This is a genomic window from Sedimenticola sp. (genome assembly GCF_050289425.1).
In the GTDB taxonomy this organism is placed as follows: domain Bacteria; phylum Pseudomonadota; class Gammaproteobacteria; order Chromatiales; family Chromatiaceae; genus Sedimenticola.
In genome coordinates this window covers 44,954-62,143 of sequence record NZ_JBNKFS010000020.1, presented here as the reverse complement: position 1 = coordinate 62,143, position 17,190 = coordinate 44,954, and the positions used below count along the sequence as shown (strand labels likewise).

At 59.3% G+C, this 17,190-nt stretch carries 15 protein-coding genes; 12 read left to right on the top strand and 3 right to left on the bottom strand.

Annotated features, from left to right (window positions below; all coding sequences use genetic code 11):
• Positions 1–302 precede the first annotated feature (302 nt).
• From aceE to ACQY5R_RS13940, 7 genes are all read left to right on the top strand, one after another.
• Positions 303–2,990 carry a pyruvate dehydrogenase (acetyl-transferring), homodimeric type gene (gene aceE / locus ACQY5R_RS13970; protein ID WP_428609516.1) on the top strand — a complete coding sequence of 896 codons (2,688 nt, stop codon included), beginning with the start codon at positions 303–305 and terminating at the stop codon, positions 2,988–2,990.
• Between the two features lie 28 nt (positions 2,991–3,018).
• Positions 3,019–4,326, top strand: a complete 1,308-nt coding sequence (aceF, locus tag ACQY5R_RS13965; protein ID WP_428609514.1) for a dihydrolipoyllysine-residue acetyltransferase — start codon at positions 3,019–3,021, stop codon at positions 4,324–4,326.
• A gap of 34 nt (positions 4,327–4,360) precedes the next feature.
• Positions 4,361–6,445: a dihydrolipoyl dehydrogenase gene (gene lpdA, locus ACQY5R_RS13960; protein WP_428609513.1), complete on the top strand. Its 2,085-nt coding sequence runs from the start codon at positions 4,361–4,363 to the stop codon at positions 6,443–6,445.
• A 17-nt stretch (positions 6,446–6,462) separates the two neighbouring features.
• Complete coding sequence (gene lipA / locus ACQY5R_RS13955) at positions 6,463–7,425, top strand: lipoyl synthase (protein ID WP_428609512.1); 963 nt, start codon at positions 6,463–6,465, stop codon at positions 7,423–7,425.
• Positions 7,426–7,647: 222 nt separating this feature from the next.
• A complete protein-coding gene (locus ACQY5R_RS13950; RefSeq protein ID WP_428609511.1) occupies positions 7,648–8,157 on the top strand; it encodes a c-type cytochrome in 510 nt (169 codons plus the stop codon).
• A 76-nt stretch (positions 8,158–8,233) separates the two neighbouring features.
• Positions 8,234–8,377: a hypothetical protein gene (locus ACQY5R_RS13945; RefSeq protein WP_428609509.1), complete on the top strand. Its 144-nt coding sequence runs from the start codon at positions 8,234–8,236 to the stop codon at positions 8,375–8,377.
• A 284-nt stretch (positions 8,378–8,661) separates the two neighbouring features.
• Positions 8,662–9,372 (top strand): TSUP family transporter, encoded by a 711-nt coding sequence (locus ACQY5R_RS13940; protein ID WP_428609507.1) that lies wholly within the window; start codon positions 8,662–8,664, stop codon positions 9,370–9,372.
• Positions 9,373–9,446: 74 nt separating this feature from the next.
• On the opposite strand, the gene ACQY5R_RS13935 is transcribed toward ACQY5R_RS13940, so the two are convergent.
• A complete protein-coding gene (locus tag ACQY5R_RS13935) occupies positions 9,447–10,373 on the bottom strand; it encodes a DMT family transporter (RefSeq protein ID WP_428609505.1) in 927 nt (308 codons plus the stop codon).
• Positions 10,374–10,488: 115 nt separating this feature from the next.
• On the opposite strand from ACQY5R_RS13935, the gene ACQY5R_RS13930 reads away from it, so the two are divergent.
• The 4 genes from ACQY5R_RS13930 to ACQY5R_RS13915 all read left to right on the top strand — a co-directional run bounded on the left by ACQY5R_RS13930 (position 10,489) and on the right by ACQY5R_RS13915 (position 13,913).
• Positions 10,489–11,358 (top strand): LysR family transcriptional regulator, encoded by an 870-nt coding sequence (locus tag ACQY5R_RS13930; RefSeq protein ID WP_428609504.1) that lies wholly within the window; start codon positions 10,489–10,491, stop codon positions 11,356–11,358.
• 60 nt (positions 11,359–11,418) lie between these two features.
• Positions 11,419–12,285, top strand: a complete 867-nt coding sequence (locus tag ACQY5R_RS13925; protein ID WP_428609502.1) for a TIGR01777 family oxidoreductase — start codon at positions 11,419–11,421, stop codon at positions 12,283–12,285.
• 2 nt (positions 12,286–12,287) lie between these two features.
• Positions 12,288–12,752: an endonuclease domain-containing protein gene (locus ACQY5R_RS13920; RefSeq protein ID WP_428609501.1), complete on the top strand. Its 465-nt coding sequence runs from the start codon at positions 12,288–12,290 to the stop codon at positions 12,750–12,752.
• 198 nt (positions 12,753–12,950) lie between these two features.
• Positions 12,951–13,913, top strand: a complete 963-nt coding sequence (locus ACQY5R_RS13915; RefSeq protein WP_428609499.1) for a YbgA family protein — start codon at positions 12,951–12,953, stop codon at positions 13,911–13,913.
• Positions 13,914–13,929: 16 nt separating this feature from the next.
• Here ACQY5R_RS13915 and ACQY5R_RS13910 read toward each other — a convergent pair whose 3' ends face one another.
• Both ACQY5R_RS13910 and ACQY5R_RS13905 read right to left on the bottom strand, forming a co-directional pair.
• Positions 13,930–14,871: a DMT family transporter gene (locus tag ACQY5R_RS13910; RefSeq protein WP_428609497.1), complete on the bottom strand. Its 942-nt coding sequence runs from the start codon at positions 14,869–14,871 to the stop codon at positions 13,930–13,932.
• Between the two features lie 39 nt (positions 14,872–14,910).
• Positions 14,911–15,528 carry a LysE family translocator gene (locus ACQY5R_RS13905; protein ID WP_428609495.1) on the bottom strand — a complete coding sequence of 206 codons (618 nt, stop codon included), beginning with the start codon at positions 15,526–15,528 and terminating at the stop codon, positions 14,911–14,913.
• 422 nt (positions 15,529–15,950) lie between these two features.
• Here ACQY5R_RS13905 and ACQY5R_RS13900 point away from each other — a divergent pair, with 422 nt between their 5' ends.
• The gene (locus tag ACQY5R_RS13900; RefSeq protein ID WP_428609493.1) at positions 15,951–17,177 is read left to right on the top strand and encodes an MFS transporter; all 1,227 of its coding nucleotides are present in this window, start codon (positions 15,951–15,953) and stop codon (positions 17,175–17,177) included.
• Positions 17,178–17,190: the final 13 nt, after the last annotated feature.

The following is a 17,190-nucleotide window of genomic DNA, read 5'->3' as shown; positions in this document are numbered from 1 at the left end:
TCCAAAACGAAGGCATTTCCCACGCTCTCGGACCTTACATCTGCATTATATACGACCAATTATTTGTCTGACCATTGTTTTACCAATATATTAGTACAAATAGCAAATTAATATTAAACATTTGTTTTTTAAATATTTAATATCATTGCTGCGGCAACTTCCTAAATGCTTGTTATTCATATCATAAAATAATTTGACATATCATTTAACTTACCTTTTAATGGTCCGACCATTAACACTACAAACAATGTGCTACACCTATAATTCGAGCACTGCACTGAACCAGTCGAGGAAGAGAGCCCATGAGCAATCGTTCAACAGAATACCGGGATGTGGACCCCCAGGAGACCCTGGAGTGGATGGAAGCGATCGATGTGGTACTTGAGCGGGAAGGCACCGACCGTGCAAAATTCCTGATCAAGAAAACCATCGACAAGGCCACGGCGGCCGGTGTGGAACCGCCAGACTGCTCTCGAACCCCTTATCTGAACTCAATCCCCGTCGGACGCGAGCCGAAACTGCCGGGCGACCCGGTAGTGGAGGCGCGCCTGCGCGATATCATTCGCTGGAATGCCATGGCGATGGTGGTACGCGCCAACCGCAAACCGGCTTCGCCGGGCGGTCATATCGCCAGTTTCCAATCTTCCGCCGTGCTCTACGAGACCGGCTTCAACCACTTCTGGCGCGCCGCCAGTGATATTAATGGTGGTGATCTGGTCTACTTCCAGGGCCATGCGGCCCCCGGCATCTACGCCCGCGCCTTCCTGGAAGGCCGTATCAGCGAAGAGCAACTGGATAACTTCCGTATGGAGACCGGCGGTAAAGGCCTCCCCTCCTATCCCCACCCCTGGCTGATGAAGAACTTCTGGCAGTTCCCCACCGTCTCCATGGGTCTGGGCCCGATCATGGCGATCTACCAGGCGCGCTTCATGAAATACCTGGAGCATCGCGGCCTGATCCCCACATCCAACCGCAAGGTATGGGTATTCCTGGGCGACGGCGAAACCGATGAGCCGGAGGCGCAGGGCGCCATCGCGCTGGCGGTGCGGGAAAAACTGGACAACCTGATCTTCGTTATCAACTGTAACCTGCAGCGTCTGGATGGCCCGGTACGCGGCAACGGCAAGATCATCCAGGAGCTGGAAGGCAACTTCCGCGGCACCGGCTGGAACGTGATCAAGGTAATCTGGGGTGCCTCCTGGGACAAACTGCTGGCGCAAGACCACAACGGCTTGCTGCGCAAACGCATGGAAGAGTGTGTGGATGGCGAGTACCAGAGCTTCAAGGCGAAGGACGGCGCCTATGTGCGCGAATACTTCTTCGGCAAGTACCCCGAACTGAAGAAGATGGTCGAGCACATGACCGACGATGAGATCTATCACGATCTGATCCGTGGCGGCCACGATCCGCAAAAGGTGTTCGCCGCCTACTCCGAAGCCGTCAACACCGTCGGCCAACCGACCCTAATCCTGGCCAAGACCGTGAAGGGTTACGGCATGGGCGAAGCCGGTGAGGGGCAGAACATCTCTCACCAGCAGAAAAAGCTGGGTAATGATCAGCTGAAGAAATTCCGTGCCCGACTCGATCTGGATATCTCCGAGGAAGATGTGGTCGAGGCCAACTTCCTGAAACCGGCCGACGACAGCCCGGAGATGCAGTACCTGCACAATCATCGCCGGCAACTGGGCGGCTACCTGCCGGAGCGGCGTACCCAGGGCGATATCCTGACTATCCCGCCACTCTCCATGTTCGACCTGCTGCTGAAAGGCACCGGTGCTCGCACCATGTCCACCACCATGGCGCTGGTGAGGGCGATGGTAGCCATCTCCCGCAACAAGGAGATCGGGCCGCGCCTGGTACCGATCGTGCCGGACGAGGCGCGCACCTTCGGCATGGAAGGCATGTTCCGCCAGATGGGCATCTACGCCCCCGAAGGGCAGCTCTACACACCGATGGATTCCGGCGACATCATGCCCTACCGCGAAGACAAACAAGGTCAACTGCTGCAGGAAGGCATCAATGAGGCGGGCGCCATGTCCTCCTGGATCGCCGCCGCCAGCGCCTACAGCAGCCACGGCGTCACCATGATGCCGTTCTATATCTACTACTCCATGTTCGGCTTCCAGCGCATCGGCGATCTGGCCTGGGCCGCCGGCGACCTGCAGGCACGCGGTTTCCTGATCGGCGGTACCGCCGGTCGCACCACCCTGAACGGTGAAGGCCTGCAGCACCAAGACGGCCACAGCCAACTGTTCGCCAGCTTCATCCCCAACTGTATCTCCTACGATCCTACCTTCCACTACGAGGTGGCGGTGATCGTGCATGAAGGTATGCGACGCATGTTCCAGGAGCAGGAGAATGTCTTCTACTACCTGACCACCATGAACGAGAACTACAGCCACCCGGATATGCCGGAGGGCGCTGAGGCCGGTATCCTCAAGGGCCTCTATCACCTGCAGAGCAGTGAAGTGGAGAAGAAGGGCAAGAAGAAGAGCCCGCGCGTTCAACTGTTGGGCTGCGGCACCATTCTGAACGAGGTGATCGCCGGCGCAGAACTGCTGAAGAACGATTTCAATATCGCCGCCGACATCTGGAGCGCCACCAGCTTCAACGAACTGTGCCGAGACGGCCAGGACGTGGAGCGCTGGAACCGCCTGCATCCGGAACAGACCCCTCGAGTCAGCCACGTGGAGGCATGTCTCAAGGACCGCGAAGGTCCGGTGGTTGCCGCCAGCGACTACATGAAGGCCTTTGCCGAGCAGATTCGTCCCTTCGTGCCGGCCCGTTACCAAGTGCTGGGCACCGACGGCTTTGGCCGCTCCGACAGCCGTGAAGGGTTGCGCCGTCACTTCGAGGTGGACCGCTACCATGTGGCCGTCACCGCCCTCAAGGCGCTGGCCGATGAAGGCACCATCCCTGTCAAGCTGGTCAGCCAGGCCATTGAGCAGTACGGCATCGATGCCGACAAGCCCAATCCGGTAACCGTTTAAGCCGCGCGCAGAATAAGGAGAAACAGACGTGACTATTAAAGAAATTCTTGTGCCGGATATCGGCGATTTCAGCGACGTTGAACTGATCGAAATCCTGGTTGCCCCCGGCGATACCGTCGCTGTGGATGATGCACTGATCACCCTGGAGAGCGATAAGGCTTCCATGGAAGTCCCCGCTTCCGACGCCGGTGTCGTGAAAGAGCTGAAGGTGGCGTTGGGAGACAAACTCTCCGAAGGCAGCGTGATCTTGCTGCTGGAGGTTGAAGGTGCTGCCGCGGCCGACGAACCGAAAGCGGCCGAACCGGCTCCGGCACCCGCACCGATTGCCGCACCGGCCAGCGCAGCGCCCCGCAGCGCAGCCCCGGTCACCGAGCCCGCAGTCGACCTGCGCAGCGTCTCATTCGAGCGCACCCACGCCAGCCCCTCGGTGCGACGTATCGCTCGCGAAAAGGGCATCGACCTGAACACCCTGCAGGGCACCGGCCGTAAAGGACGCATCACCCGCGAAGATCTCGCCAATGCGGGACAACGGGTACTGAAGGCGTTGGCCAGCGGACAATTTGACGAGCCGACGCCGGCCGCCGCCGCACCGACCGGCTCCGGCATACCCGCCATCCCGGAGCAGGATTTCTCCAAATTTGGCGAGGTGGAGTTCCAGCCGCTGAGCAAGATCAAGCGGCTCACCGGTATCAACCTGAGCCGGGCCTGGCTGAACGTGCCCCACGTCACCCACCACGACGAAACCGATATCACCGAGGTGGAGGCGTTCCGCAAATCGCTCAAGGCGGAAGCCGAGAAACAGGGCGTACGGGTCACCCTGCTCAGCTTCTTCATGAAAGCCTGTGCCGCCACCCTGAAGGCTTACCCCACCTTCAATTCGTCCCTGGATGGCAGCGGTGAAAACCTGATCCTGAAGAAATATATCAACATAGGTGTGGCGGTCGACACGCCTAACGGCCTGGTGGTACCGGTAATCCGCGACGTGGACCGGAAGAGCATCTTCGAGATCTCCGCCGAGTTGATGGAGATGAGCGTCAAGGCGCGGGACAAGAAGTTGAAACCGGGCGACATGCAGGGGGCCACCTTCACCATCTCCAGCCTGGGTGGCATCGGCGGCACCGCCTTTACCCCGATCGTCAATGCGCCGGAAGTGGCCATCCTCGGCCTCACCCGTTCCCAGATGAAGCCGATCTGGAACGGCAGCGAGTTCATCCCCCGTCTGATGCAACCGATGTCGCTCTCTTACGACCACCGGGTGATCGACGGTGCCCAGGCCGCACACTTCGTGCGTCACCTCGGCATACTGATGAACGACGTGCGGCGGTTGCTGCTCTGAACATCCCCAACACCACAACAAACGGAATAAAATCATGAGCAATATTGAACAGATTCATGTCCCCGACATCGGGGAGTTCGAAGATGTGGAGATCATCGAAATTCTGGTGTCGGTGGGTGATGCCATCAATATCGACGACCCCCTGATCACCCTGGAGAGCGACAAGGCCTCCATGGAGATCCCTTCACCGCTCTCCGGTACGGTGCAGGAGATATTCGTCAACCTGGGCGACAAGGTATCCAAAGACAGCTTGATCCTCAGCCTGGACAAAGCGGTCGAACCCAAGGTGGCGGCGCAGGAGCCACAGCCGACGCTACAGAAAAACGCCAACAGCGGCGCGGCGCCGGGAGATGCCGGCAAAACCGTACTGCAGGACGTCTACATCCCCGATATCGGCGACTTCCAGGATGTGGACGTAATCGAAGTGCTGGTGATGCCTGGAGACAAGATCAACGTAGAAACGCCGATGCTGACCCTGGAGAGCGACAAGGCTTCCATGGAAGTCCCCTCTCCCAGCAGCGGCACCGTTCACTCAGTCCATGTGAAAGTGGGCGAGCAGGTATCCCAGGGCGATCTGGTGCTGACCCTGGAGGTTGCCAGCCCCGGTGGCGCCGGTACGCAGACATCCTCCGTCAGCAGCAGCCCGGCACCGGCCGCACCGAAGGTAGCGGCAGGCCCGGAACCGACCGCCTATATCGGCAATGCCGACATCCAGGCCGACGTCGTGGTACTGGGTGCCGGCCCCGGCGGTTATACCGCCGCCTTCCGCGCCGCCGATCTGGGCAAGAAGGTGATCCTGATCGAACGTCACAGCAGCCTGGGCGGCGTCTGCCTGAATGTCGGCTGTATCCCCTCCAAGGCGCTGCTGCACGCCGCCAAGGTGCTGGAAGAGTCGCGCGATTTCCGCAACCACGGCCTCAAGTTCATCGAACCGGAAGTGGACCTGGATGCCCTGCGTGAATGGAAAAACGGTGTGGTTACCCGCCTTACCGGCGGCCTGATGGGGCTGGCCAAACAGCGCAAGGTGCAAGTGGTAAACGGCTACGGCAAGTTTATCGACCAAAGCAATATCGAAGTAACCGACGCCGAGGGCCAGACCACGACGATCGGCTTCACCCAGTGCATCATCGCCGCCGGCTCGGCGCCGGTGAAACTGCCGTTCCTGCCGGATGACGAACGCATTATCGACTCCACCGGCGCTCTGGCGCTGAAGCAGATCCCCAAGCGTATGCTGGTGATCGGCGGCGGCATCATCGGTCTGGAGATGGCGACGGTTTATCACGCCCTGGGGAGCCAGATCACGGTCGTCGAGATGCTCGATAGCCTGATCACCGGCGCCGACAAGGATATCGTCAAACCCCTGCACAAGAGGTTGGAGAAGCAGTACGAAGCGATCCTGACCCAGACCCGCGTCACCCAAGTGGAAGCACTGGATGAGGGATTGCGCGTCACCTTCGAGGGGGCCAAGGCACCGGAACCGCAGCTCTATGACTCGATCCTGGTCGCGGTCGGCCGTTCACCCAACGGCCACAAGATCGACGCCCAGAACGCCGGCGTTGCGGTAGATGACCACGGCTTTATCCATGTGGACAAGCAGCAGCGCACCAATGTGTCGCACATCTTTGCCATCGGCGACGTGGTGGGTCAGCCGATGCTGGCGCACAAGGCGGTGCATGAAGGCAAGGTGGCGGCCGAAGTGTGCGCCGGACTCAGCACCTTCTTCGACGCCTGGGTGATCCCCTCCGTCGCCTACACCGATCCGGAGATCGCCTGGGTCGGCAAGACCGAGGCCGAAGCCAAGGCCGAAGGGATCAAATACGGCAAAGGCGCCTTCCCCTGGGCCGCCAGCGGCCGTTCGCTCTCCCTGGGACGGGACGAGGGCCTGACCAAGATGATCTTCGACGAAGAGACCGGCCAGGTGATCGGTGCCGGCATCGTCGGCCCCAACGCCGGTGACCTGATCGCCGAGGTCTGTCTGGCGATCGAGATGGGCTGTGACGCCTCCGACATCGGTTTGACCGTGCACCCCCACCCGACCCTGTCGGAGACGGTGGCGATGGCGGCCGAAGCCTTCGAAGGCAGCATCACCGATCTGTTTATCCCGAAACGCAAGAAGTAACGGACCAGGCTAGCCAAATGACAAACTCCAGTGCCAAACGCCAAGTGATCGCGGGTGAGAAACTGCGTGACGCCGACAAGGTGTCGCGTATCCCGATCAAGGTGGTACCCGCTGCCAAACCCTTGCCGAAGCCGGAGTGGCTGCGCATCAAGCTCCCCAACCCGGCGCAACGGCGCCGGGTCGAGGCGCTGATTGCAGAAACCGACCTACACACGGTGTGTCAGGAGGCAGCCTGCCCCAATCTGGCCGAGTGTTTCCACCACGGTACCGCCACCTTCATGATCATGGGCGATATCTGTACCCGCCGCTGCCCGTTCTGCGACGTGGCCCACGGCCGCCCGCTGGCCCTGGATCAGGGCGAACCGGCGCGTCTGGCCGAGGCAGTGCGCAAGATGAAACTGCGCTATGCGGTCATCACCTCGGTAGATCGGGACGATCTCGCGGATGGCGGTGCCGGGCACTATGCGGCCTGCATCCAGGCCGTGCGGGAAACCAACCCGGGCATCAAGGTGGAGATACTGGTTCCCGACTTCCGTGGACGCATGCAACCGGCGCTGGAAACGCTCAGCGCCACACCGCCGGATGTGTTCAACCACAACCTGGAAACGGTGCCGCGACTGTACAAATCGGTGCGGCCGGGCGCCGATTACCAATGGTCACTCGATCTGCTCAAACAGTTCAAGCAGCGCAACCCCGGGGTGCCAACCAAATCCGGCCTGATGCTGGGACTGGGGGAAACCCTGATGGAGGTCAGCCAGGTGATGCAGGATCTGCGCAACCACGGCTGCGAACTGCTCACCCTGGGCCAGTACCTGCAACCGAGCCCGCACCATCTACCGGTCAATCGCTATGTCACCCCGGCCGAATTCGAACAGTTGCAACACTTCGGCGAAGCACTCGGCTTCTCCCATGTGGCGAGCGGCCCCTTCGTCCGTTCCTCTTACCACGCCGATGCCCAGGCGGCCGGTCTGGTTGATTAGCGCTCCACACTTCGGCACCCGACGGGTGCCGACCTGTTCCAAATATCGGGAAATGGTCGGCAAGCCGCTTTTTCGCGACTTGCATCAATGCGTCTCGCAGCGGATACCGGTAGCATTCAACTATCGACTTTGGAAATCCGGGTTTCTGTCTGACCGTCCCTAGCAGACCTCTGCGGCGGGTTCTCCAGCCCAGACAGCCTGCATAGCAGGCAAGAGTACAATATGCGCCATTTCAGCTTGACCAAACCACCGTTTTTTCTCCTGCTCGGCACACTGCTAGCCGGTACGGCCTGGGCAAACCATCCCGGGCCGGTCAAAACCGAACCTCAACAATACAACCTCGGCCTGGGGCGGGTGGTTTTCACCCAGCGCTGCATTAAGTGTCACGGCGAACCCGATTCCGGCGCACCACAATTGGGATCGGTCCAGGATTGGGAACAGCGCTTGAAAACGCCGCTGCCGACACTGATCAATCACGCCCTAAACGGTCATGGCAAAATGCCGCCCAAAGGGGGGCTCAAAGATCTCAGCGAACGTGACGTCTCCTCCGCCGTCGCCTATGTGGTGGACCGGAGTCGTCAACTGTTTGTCGAGTATGAAGGTAAGTCCACCTTGCTGTTTGACAAGATCTGCCACGAAGAGAAACATCTCGAAACCTGCCAGCAATCACGCCTGGACAACACCCTGTTGCTACAGATGCTGTGGATGATCACCGGACAGGAGAAAGAGTAGTCCTGAAACTGTCATCAAGCTGACGTATTCCTCAGCTAGCCTGTGCCCTGTTGCATTAATCACAGGAGCTACAGCCATGAACGACAACCTATCACACGGCTTTTCCGAAGCCTGTTTTGAACACGACGAGTTCGACTACAGCTATATCGATCTGGACGACCTGGATGAGCTGGACGATGAAGCGGTGCAGGACTATTTCGACAACCTTTACCAGCAATAGCCGAACCCGATTCATCCCTTCCCATCAGCACGCACCTTCTCACCGTCACCCGGCAAAGTCCTTGAGATCTCATCGGCTGGGGTGAGCCGCGCAACATAACCTTCCTCTCACCGCCCTGGGCATATCCGCTCAGGCACCCGCACGGTTGCTCCTCCACCCATCTGTTGTCAAAATAGCCCGCTCGATCATCTGCCGCCGGCCGCTACGCCGGTAGCCATCACAAATATTATCCCGGGGACAAGCACATCGAACTTTCACTACACCTGCTGGCGTTGCTGGCCCTGGTGGGATTTGCCGCCGGATTTGTCAGTTCGATTGCCGGGGCAGGTGGCTTGATCGCGCTGCCAATACTGCTCTCCATCGGTATACCGCCCATTAACGCCCTAGCCACCAACAAATTCCAGAGCGTGTTTGGCACCCTCTCCTCCACCATTAACTTTTTCCGCAACGGCCACATAGACTTTGCCCGCCTCTACCCCGCCCTGCTCTGCGCCGGCGTGGGTGCGGCTGCCGGCACCGTCGTGGTACAGCATATTTCGGGTGATTTCCTGCAGCGGCTGATCCCGTTTCTGCTGATCGGTATCGCCCTCTACTTCTGGTTTTCGCCCCGGGTCGACGATCACGATTCACACCCGCGCCTCAGCAGCGCCCATTTCAACTGGTCCGTGGGGGGCGGTATCGGTTTTTATGGCGGATTCTTCGGTCCCGGCATCGGTTCCTTTTTCGCGTTCGCCTTCACCAGCCTGCTGGGTTACAACCTGCGCCGTGCCACCGCCCACACCAAACCGTTGGTACTGATGACCAATACCACATCTCTGGTGATTTTCCTGTGGAGTGGACAGGTGATCTGGAGCGCTGCCCTCGTTATGGCGCTGGGGCAAATTATCGGTGCACGCCTCGGCTCCAGTCTGGTCATCCGACGCGGCGCAGCCCTAGTCAGACCGGCCATCATCCTGGCCACCATCGCCATGGCGACCAAGCTTTTGTTGGCATAGCCGATCGATCAAATGGACCCACCAACGCCGCATGTGCTATCCGTTGTCCGCACAACCGGGATTGCACGCTCGCCCTACAGGTTCTCTTCCACCAGTCCTGGCCGCCGAACCAAGCGCCACAATAGCCGCTTCGGCATGATGATCAGCACGTTACCCAATACCACCAGCGTCACACCGCCAGCCGCCATCAGGCTCCAGTGATAATGTTCAAACAGGGTGGAGATGCCCAGCGCCACCAGGGGGAACAGCACCGTGGCATAAGCCGCTTTTTCCGGTCCAATTCGGCCCAGCAGGGTGAGATAACTGCCGAAAGCGAGTACCGATCCAAACAGAGCCAGATAGAGCAGCGACAGGTTGTAGGCGAGCGTCCCGTCATAAACGAACTCCCCCCCCTGCACCAGGGCGTAGAGGCACAGGATCAGGGCACCGTAGGCCATACCGAAGGCGTTGCTCTGGATCACCGGCAATCGCCGAGCCTGGTTTCTGGCCGAGATCATATTGCCCAGCGAGGCGACAAAGGTACCGATCAGACTCAGCACCAATCCCTTTAGGGCACCGCCACTCTGCTGCAGGCTGGCCACTTCGGGCCAAAACACCAGGGTGATACCCACCAGGCCGATCAGGGCACCCATCACCATGGAGGCATCCACCGGTTTGCGAAAAAACAGCGCACTGTTGACGATATTCATCAACACAATGGTGGAGAAGATCACCGCGATCAGACCACTGGTCAGTTCGGCGGTAGCCCAATAAAAGATCAGGTAATTCAGACAGAACAACATCAGTCCCTGCAGCGCCATCCACAGATGCTCACGCCGATCAAAACGTAACGGCAAACCACGCAGCAGACACCAGACAAACAGAATCAGTGCCGCCAAGGCAAAGCGATAGGCAACCGACAACTCGGGAGGGACGTTACCCAGTTGGAACTTAATCGCGTACCAGGTGGAACCCCAAATGAAGACGGCCGCGAAATAGAGACTGACAGAGTGGGTAATCATGGCTCGGTGAGAGTCCGTTCGTTGGAACTAAAGCTATCTTATACGCGCCCGTCATGTATTATTAAAACGAATTATCATAATAGAGATAATTACGAACACTAATGATAGGTAAAGCATGAACCGTGATATCGATGTCGGCCTGATCCGCACCTTTCTGGCGGTCGCCGAGAACGGCGGTATGACCCGAGCCGCCCAGATCCTCAACCTCACCCAGGGGGCCGTGAGCCAACAGATCAAGCGACTGGAGACTTACTTCGGCAAGCGGTTGTTCGATCGGCGGCAGAAACAGATGCGGCTTACCCCCGACGGCGAAAAGCTGGTGGCCAGCGCCAACCGCCTGCTGGCGCTGAACGACGAAGTACTGCACCTGATGCGTCAGCCGGAGTTTACCGGCGAGATCCTGCTCGGGGTGCCACCGGATATCGTGCGGCCGTTCATGCCGCCAATCCTAAAACGTTTCAACCGGGAGTACCCCAACATCCGCGTCACCCTGATCAGCGACTCCACGCCGGTGCTGCTGGAGAGGCTGAAAAAGAAAGAGATCGATCTCACCCTCACTACCGAGTCGATCAAGGGCGACCCGGAAGAGCTGCTGCTGACCGACGCCCTGGTCTGGATCGGCGCCATCAATGGCGAGGCGAGCCATCGCCAGCCGCTACCGGTGGCGCTTGGCCTTGAGTCCTGCGGTTTCCGCGCTTCGGCCGTCGAAGCGCTCAACGGAGCCGGGCTGGAGTGGCTCTCGATCTGCCAGGTCGGCAGCATTGAACCGGTGATCGCCACCCTGGAGGCGGATATGGCCATTGCGCCCTATATGTCCCAAGTGGTCCCGGATACCCTCTCCACCATCGATCCCGCCATCGGCCTGCCGCCGCTTCCCCGCTACTACATCAATCTACGGCTACCGGGGCGTGGCAGCAGCGTCATCGTCAGGGAGCTGGCACAGCAGATCCGCGCCGGGTTTGCGCTGCGTTATCCTCCTCCCTGAGGAGTAGCTGAGCTATGCTTTAAATATCCGGATAACCGTCCACGAGCCACAGGAACGCACATGCAAATCGCCATGACCGGTGCTACCGGTTTTGTCGGCAGCCACCTCTGCCGCCGGCTGGAGCAAGAGGGTCACCAACTGGTCAAGCTGGGACGCCGCGACTGCCAGGCTGGCGTAGCCGCTTTGGCCGAACGGATCCAGGGTTGCGATGCGGTCATCAACCTGGCGGGCGAAAACATCAGTCAGCGTTGGACTGAATCCTACATGCGCGCACTGTATGACAGCCGCGTCGTCACCACCCGTACCCTGGTTGAGGCGATGGGCCGACTGGAGCGACGCCCGGACCTGTTCATCTCCACCTCCGCCATGGGCGCCTTCGACAGTGAGGGTCGTTACAGCGAAGCCGACCCACCCAACGCCAGCGGCTTTTTCGGTCAACTCACCCGTGACTGGGAAGCCGCCGCACGACAAGCAGAGGAGCTCGGCATACGCACTTTGATTTTCCGCTTCAGCCTGGTGTTGGGCCGGGACGGCGGCATCATGAAGCCGTTGCTACTACCGTTTCGCCTGGGGTTGGGCGGGCCGGTGGGAGACGGCCGCCAACCCTTCTCCTGGATTCATATCGATGACTTGGTCCGGGCCTATATCTTTGCCATGGCACACCCGGAACTGAACGGGATCTATCACCTTAGCGCTCCGGACCCCATGACCAATCGCCAATTTTCCCAGGCGTTGGGGAGACAACTACACCGTCCTGCCTTACTGCCAGTGCCGCTGTTCGCGCTGAAGTTACTATTCGGTAAAAAAGGTGCTGAAGCCCTGGCTTCGGGACAATACCTGATTGCCCAACGCCTACCCGACGCCGGCTACCATTTTCAATACGATACCCTGGCCAAAGCGCTGGCGGAGATTACGTCGAAGGTGTAGAAGTGCAGAATGGACAGGCCGGCGTTCGGCCTATATACCGGGTGCCGGACCATCACGGAGGCTCTAAAATCTTGGAAGATAAGTTGGACCGCATTCCCGCTGGCCAGGAAGACAGCCGGGCAAGGGAATCGGAAAGATTTCAGTCACGGGCTCGCCGGCTACGACGCCAGGCCAGCGAGGCAGAGTTATTGTTATGGCAACGTCTAAGGAACCACCAGATGCGAGGCTACAAGTTTCGACATCAAGTGGTGATTGAACCCTATATTGCTGACTTCGTCTGCCTGGAAGCGAAATTGATTGTCGAGGCCGATGGTGGTCAACATGCCGAGCAGGCAAACTATGACACCAGACGAACCACGAGACTCGAGGAGATGGGGTATAAGGTGTTACGCTTCTGGAACCATGAGATTTTGGGGGAAACCGACGCTGTTTTGGAACGCATCGCATCGGCATTGCTTGAGTGTTGAACGCCCCTCACCCCAACCCTCTCCCTGAGGGAGAGGGAGCACAACGCATGCCGCTATCGGTTGCGTACAACCTTGTAATCTGAGTGATCACGCTCCAGGGATGCACGGTTCCAAGTAGTGGGTCCCCTCTCCCTCCGGGAGAGGGATAGGGTGAGGGGATCAACAAATTAACTAAACAACCATCACCAGCGTCGAATCATGCAACAGAACCACGACAATCCCGTCACCATCGGCATCAGCAGTTGCCTGCTGGGAGAGCCGGTGCGCTACGATGGCGGCCACAAGCGCGACCGCTTCATCACCGACCAGCTTGGCGAATACCTGCGTTTTGTGCCGATCTGTCCGGAGATGGGCAGTGGCATGCCGGCGCCCCGTCCGCCGATCCGTCTGGTGGGCGATCCGCACAATCCCCGGGCTGTCGGCGTGGACGATCCGGAATGGGATGTGACCCGCCAGCTCCAGGCATTTTCCAACAAAACGGTTTCCACGCTGGATCACATCAGCGGCTATATCCTGAAGAAGGACTCGCCCAGTTGCGGCATGAAGCGGGTCAAGGTTTACCCGGAGCAGGGAGGGTGCGCCGAGCGCAAGGGGGCCGGCATCTTCGCTGCAACCCTGATGTCACGCCTGCCCAATCTGCCCGTGGAAGAGGAGGGGCGATTGAACGACCCGGTGCTACGGGAGAATTTCATCAACCGGGTGTTCGTTTACCACCACTGGCAACAACTGCAGGCCGAAGGGCTGACCCCGGCCAAGTTAATTGACTTTCATGCCCAACATAAATACCTGGTGATGGCCCACTCCCAAGCCGCCTACAAACGTATGGGGCGACTGCTATCAAATGTGCAGAAGCCTGTGATCAAGCGGATCGGCCACGACTATTTCTGTGAATTGATGAACGCCCTGCAGCGACCGGTGAACCGCAAGGGCCACACCAATGTACTGCAGCACATTATGGGTTACCTGAAACGCCGCATCAGCGCGCACGACAAACAGGAGCTGGGGGAGAGCATCGAACGTTATCGCCTGGGCGAGATCCCGCTGGTGGTGCCCATCACCCTGTTCCGACACTATTTCCGGCTCCATCCGGACCCTTACATTGCCAACCAGGTTTATCTGCAGCCCCATCCGGAAAAGCTGGGATTACGAAATCAGCTTTAGTCCGATCGGACTAGCGTTATTCCCGCTCTTCAGCAACTACCGGCGGCACAGGCAATTCAACCCCACCCCGCTCCGGCCGGTTCACCAGGTAGATCCCCGCGCCGACAAACAACAGCGCCACCGATAGAAGCAAAGAGAGCGGTTCGTCCAAAATCAGGTGTCCGGCCAGCACGCCGAACAGAGGGGTCAGGAATGTGAAGGCGGAGAGGCGCCCCGCGGGATAGTGGCGTACCATCCAAAACCAGACCAGGAAGGTAACAAAGGCGACCCAAACGGTCTGAAACAGCAGGCTGCCCAGAATCAGCGGAGAGACCTTGACCACACCCGGCTCCCCGACTGCCCAGGAGACCGTTAACAGCAGGATGGCGGATACCCCGAGTTGATAGAGCAGGGTCTTGCTCGGCGCCAGGGTGTGCAGCACCGACGCCTTGATCACCACGGTCGTGGAACCCCAGAGTATCGCCGCGACCACTAGCATGCTGTCACCGATCAGCATCTTGCGTGACGGGAGTGTGAAGGATTCGCCAAAGGCGAGCAGAATGCCGGCAAAGGCGGCCACCAAACCGACCACCTGGATCCAGCGCAACCGTTCACCTTCGACAAAGTAGTGCGCGCCAATCGCCACCACAAAGGGCGAGAGATAAAGGAAGATGACGGCCCGGGAAGCGTTGGTAAACTCCAGCCCCCAAAAGATGAGCAAAAACTCACCGCCAAACAGTAGTCCGGCCAGTACCCCCCAACCGAGGGAACCGTCCCGTTGCCGTATCGGTATCCGCCGCCACCACACCCAGATCAACAGCAACAGGGTGGCGCCGAGTGAACGGATACCCGCCTGAAAAAAGGGCGAGATGCCAACACTGGCCAACTTTACCGCCACCTGCTGCAACCCCCAACTGGCACAAAGAACCAACAGGATAGCCATGGCCCGCAGGTCAAGGAGGGTCTTACGATCAGTCATGGTCGGCTCAGGGTCTATTTAGCGTATGGCAAGGAGGTATCAATGGCGCAGGCCGATAAAGGCGCCCGCCGCCATCATGATGGATCCAGCCACCCGGTTGAGGCCGCGCATCGCCCGTTCGGAGCGGAATTGTTTACGCGCCCAGGAGGCCGTGGCCGCGATCAGCATCAGTCCCAACATCAGACCGGTCAAAGTCAGCAGCGAGGCCAACAGGATATCCCGGGTAGTAAGCCCGCTCAGGTCCATGAAAGTCGGCAGAAAAGCGATATAAAACAGGATCACTTTGGGATTGGAAGCGGAGATCAGAAAACCCTGTATAAAGCTCTTCAGTTGATCGCTCGACTTCACCCCGTCTGCCTCTGCATCCAGGCGGGGCCGGGAACGCCACATCTTCCAACCCAGGTAGAGCAGGTAAGCGGCACCCAGAATCCGGATCAGGGTAAACACGCCGCCCCAATGTTCGGCAATGGCCGCCAAACCGTAGCAGGCAAAAACCAGGTAGATAATATCGCTGATCGCCATACCCAGCGCCAGCGTGACGCAAGCCGCCGCTCCCTCAGTCATGGCCCGGGCCAAAATCGCAAACACCCCGGGGCCCGGCGTGATAGAGAAGATGAAGATGGCCACAAAAAAGGCCAGTGCGCTTTCTGCCGACATGGGAATAGACCGTATGGACCAGTGATGAACCTGTCGCATCATAACCTATTGGCACAGCCAAGACAGCCGCCAAAACAACAATAACAGCGCGGCCTGCCGGCTTCCGCGGCTGAGGCTATCGGTGGCATGCGCCCGGCACAGTGGGCGCGTCTGCAAAACTGCCGCGCAACTTCTCTCCCGCGACACAGGCAGCGACTCCTGCGGTCTGTATACAGATGAGAAAAATTCATCAGCAATTGAAAAATCATCATTTGTACAGAGGCATACACATAAATATATTTCCGTTCATGGGTGATTCAATTCAACTCCGACCCCCGCGGCCCGATCGGTTGCAGATGAAATTAACCCCTCCCTGCACCTGTTATTAAACAAGCCGAAATCGGGTACCATTCGAAATCCACCGAAACCGAAGGAAATTCATCGTGAGTCCACAAAACCTCAACCTGCCTCAATGGCGCACGCCGCTGCTGATCATTATCGCCGGCTGCCTGGTTGCCATGATCGGCTTCGGCATCCGCTCGGTGTTCGGCCTCTTTCTGGAACCGATGACCCTCACCCACGGCTGGAGCCGGGAAACCTTCGCCCTCGCCATGGCCATCCAGAACCTACTCTGGGGCATCGGCGTCCCGGTGGCTGGCGCCATGGCCGACCGCTACGGGCCGCCGAAGGTACTCTCGTTCGGCGCCCTGCTCTACGGCATCGGCGTGTGGGGTATGGCCACCACCGACAGCAGCCTCGGGCTACATCTGTTCGGTGGCGTACTGACCGGTCTCGGTATCGCCTTTTCCGCCTTCTCCATCGCTCTGGCCGCCATGGCCAAGGTGGTCGGGCCGGAGCGGCGTACCCTGGTATTGGGTCTCGGCACCGCCGCCGGGTCCCTGGGGCAAGTGGTTTTCTCCCCGCTTGGCCAGCAATTCATCGCCGCCTTTGGCTGGCAATCGGCACTGCTGATCCTGGCCGCCAGCGCACTGATCATCATTCCCCTCGCCTTCGTGCTGCCGGGCAGTCATACCCATATCGGTGAGCCCTCTTATGATCAGTCACTGGTCGAGGCACTGCGGGAAGCGGCGGGCCATCGCGGATTCATCCTGCTCACCACCGGCTTCTTCGTGTGCGGTTTTCAAGTGGCCTTTATCACCGTCCACTTCCCCTCTTACGTGAAGGATCTGGGACTGGCACCGGAAGTGGGCGCCTATGCCCTGTCGATTATCGGCCTGTTCAATATTGCCGGCTCCTTCCTATCCGGCGCCGCCGGCACTCGCTGGAGCAAAAAGGGCGGTCTTGCGTTTATCTATGTCAGCCGGGCGGCGGTGATCACCGCCATGTTGCTGGCACCGAAAACGGCCCTCACGATCTACCTGTTCGCCGCCGCCATGGGGATTCTCTGGCTCTCCACCGTGCCGCTCACATCCGGCATCGTTGCCCAGGTATTCGGCGTGCGCTACATGGCGACGCTGTTCGGTATCGTCTTCTTCAGCCACCAGTTGGGCAGCTTCCTGGGCGTCTGGCTGGGCGGCCGTCTGTATGACACCACCGGCACCTACAACGCCATCTGGTGGGCCGGCGTGGTACTGGGCTTGCTGGCGGCCATCATCCATCTTCCGATCAATGAAAGACCCCTGGCTCGACTGGCGGCGGAAACCGGCTGAGCAAATCCCCTGA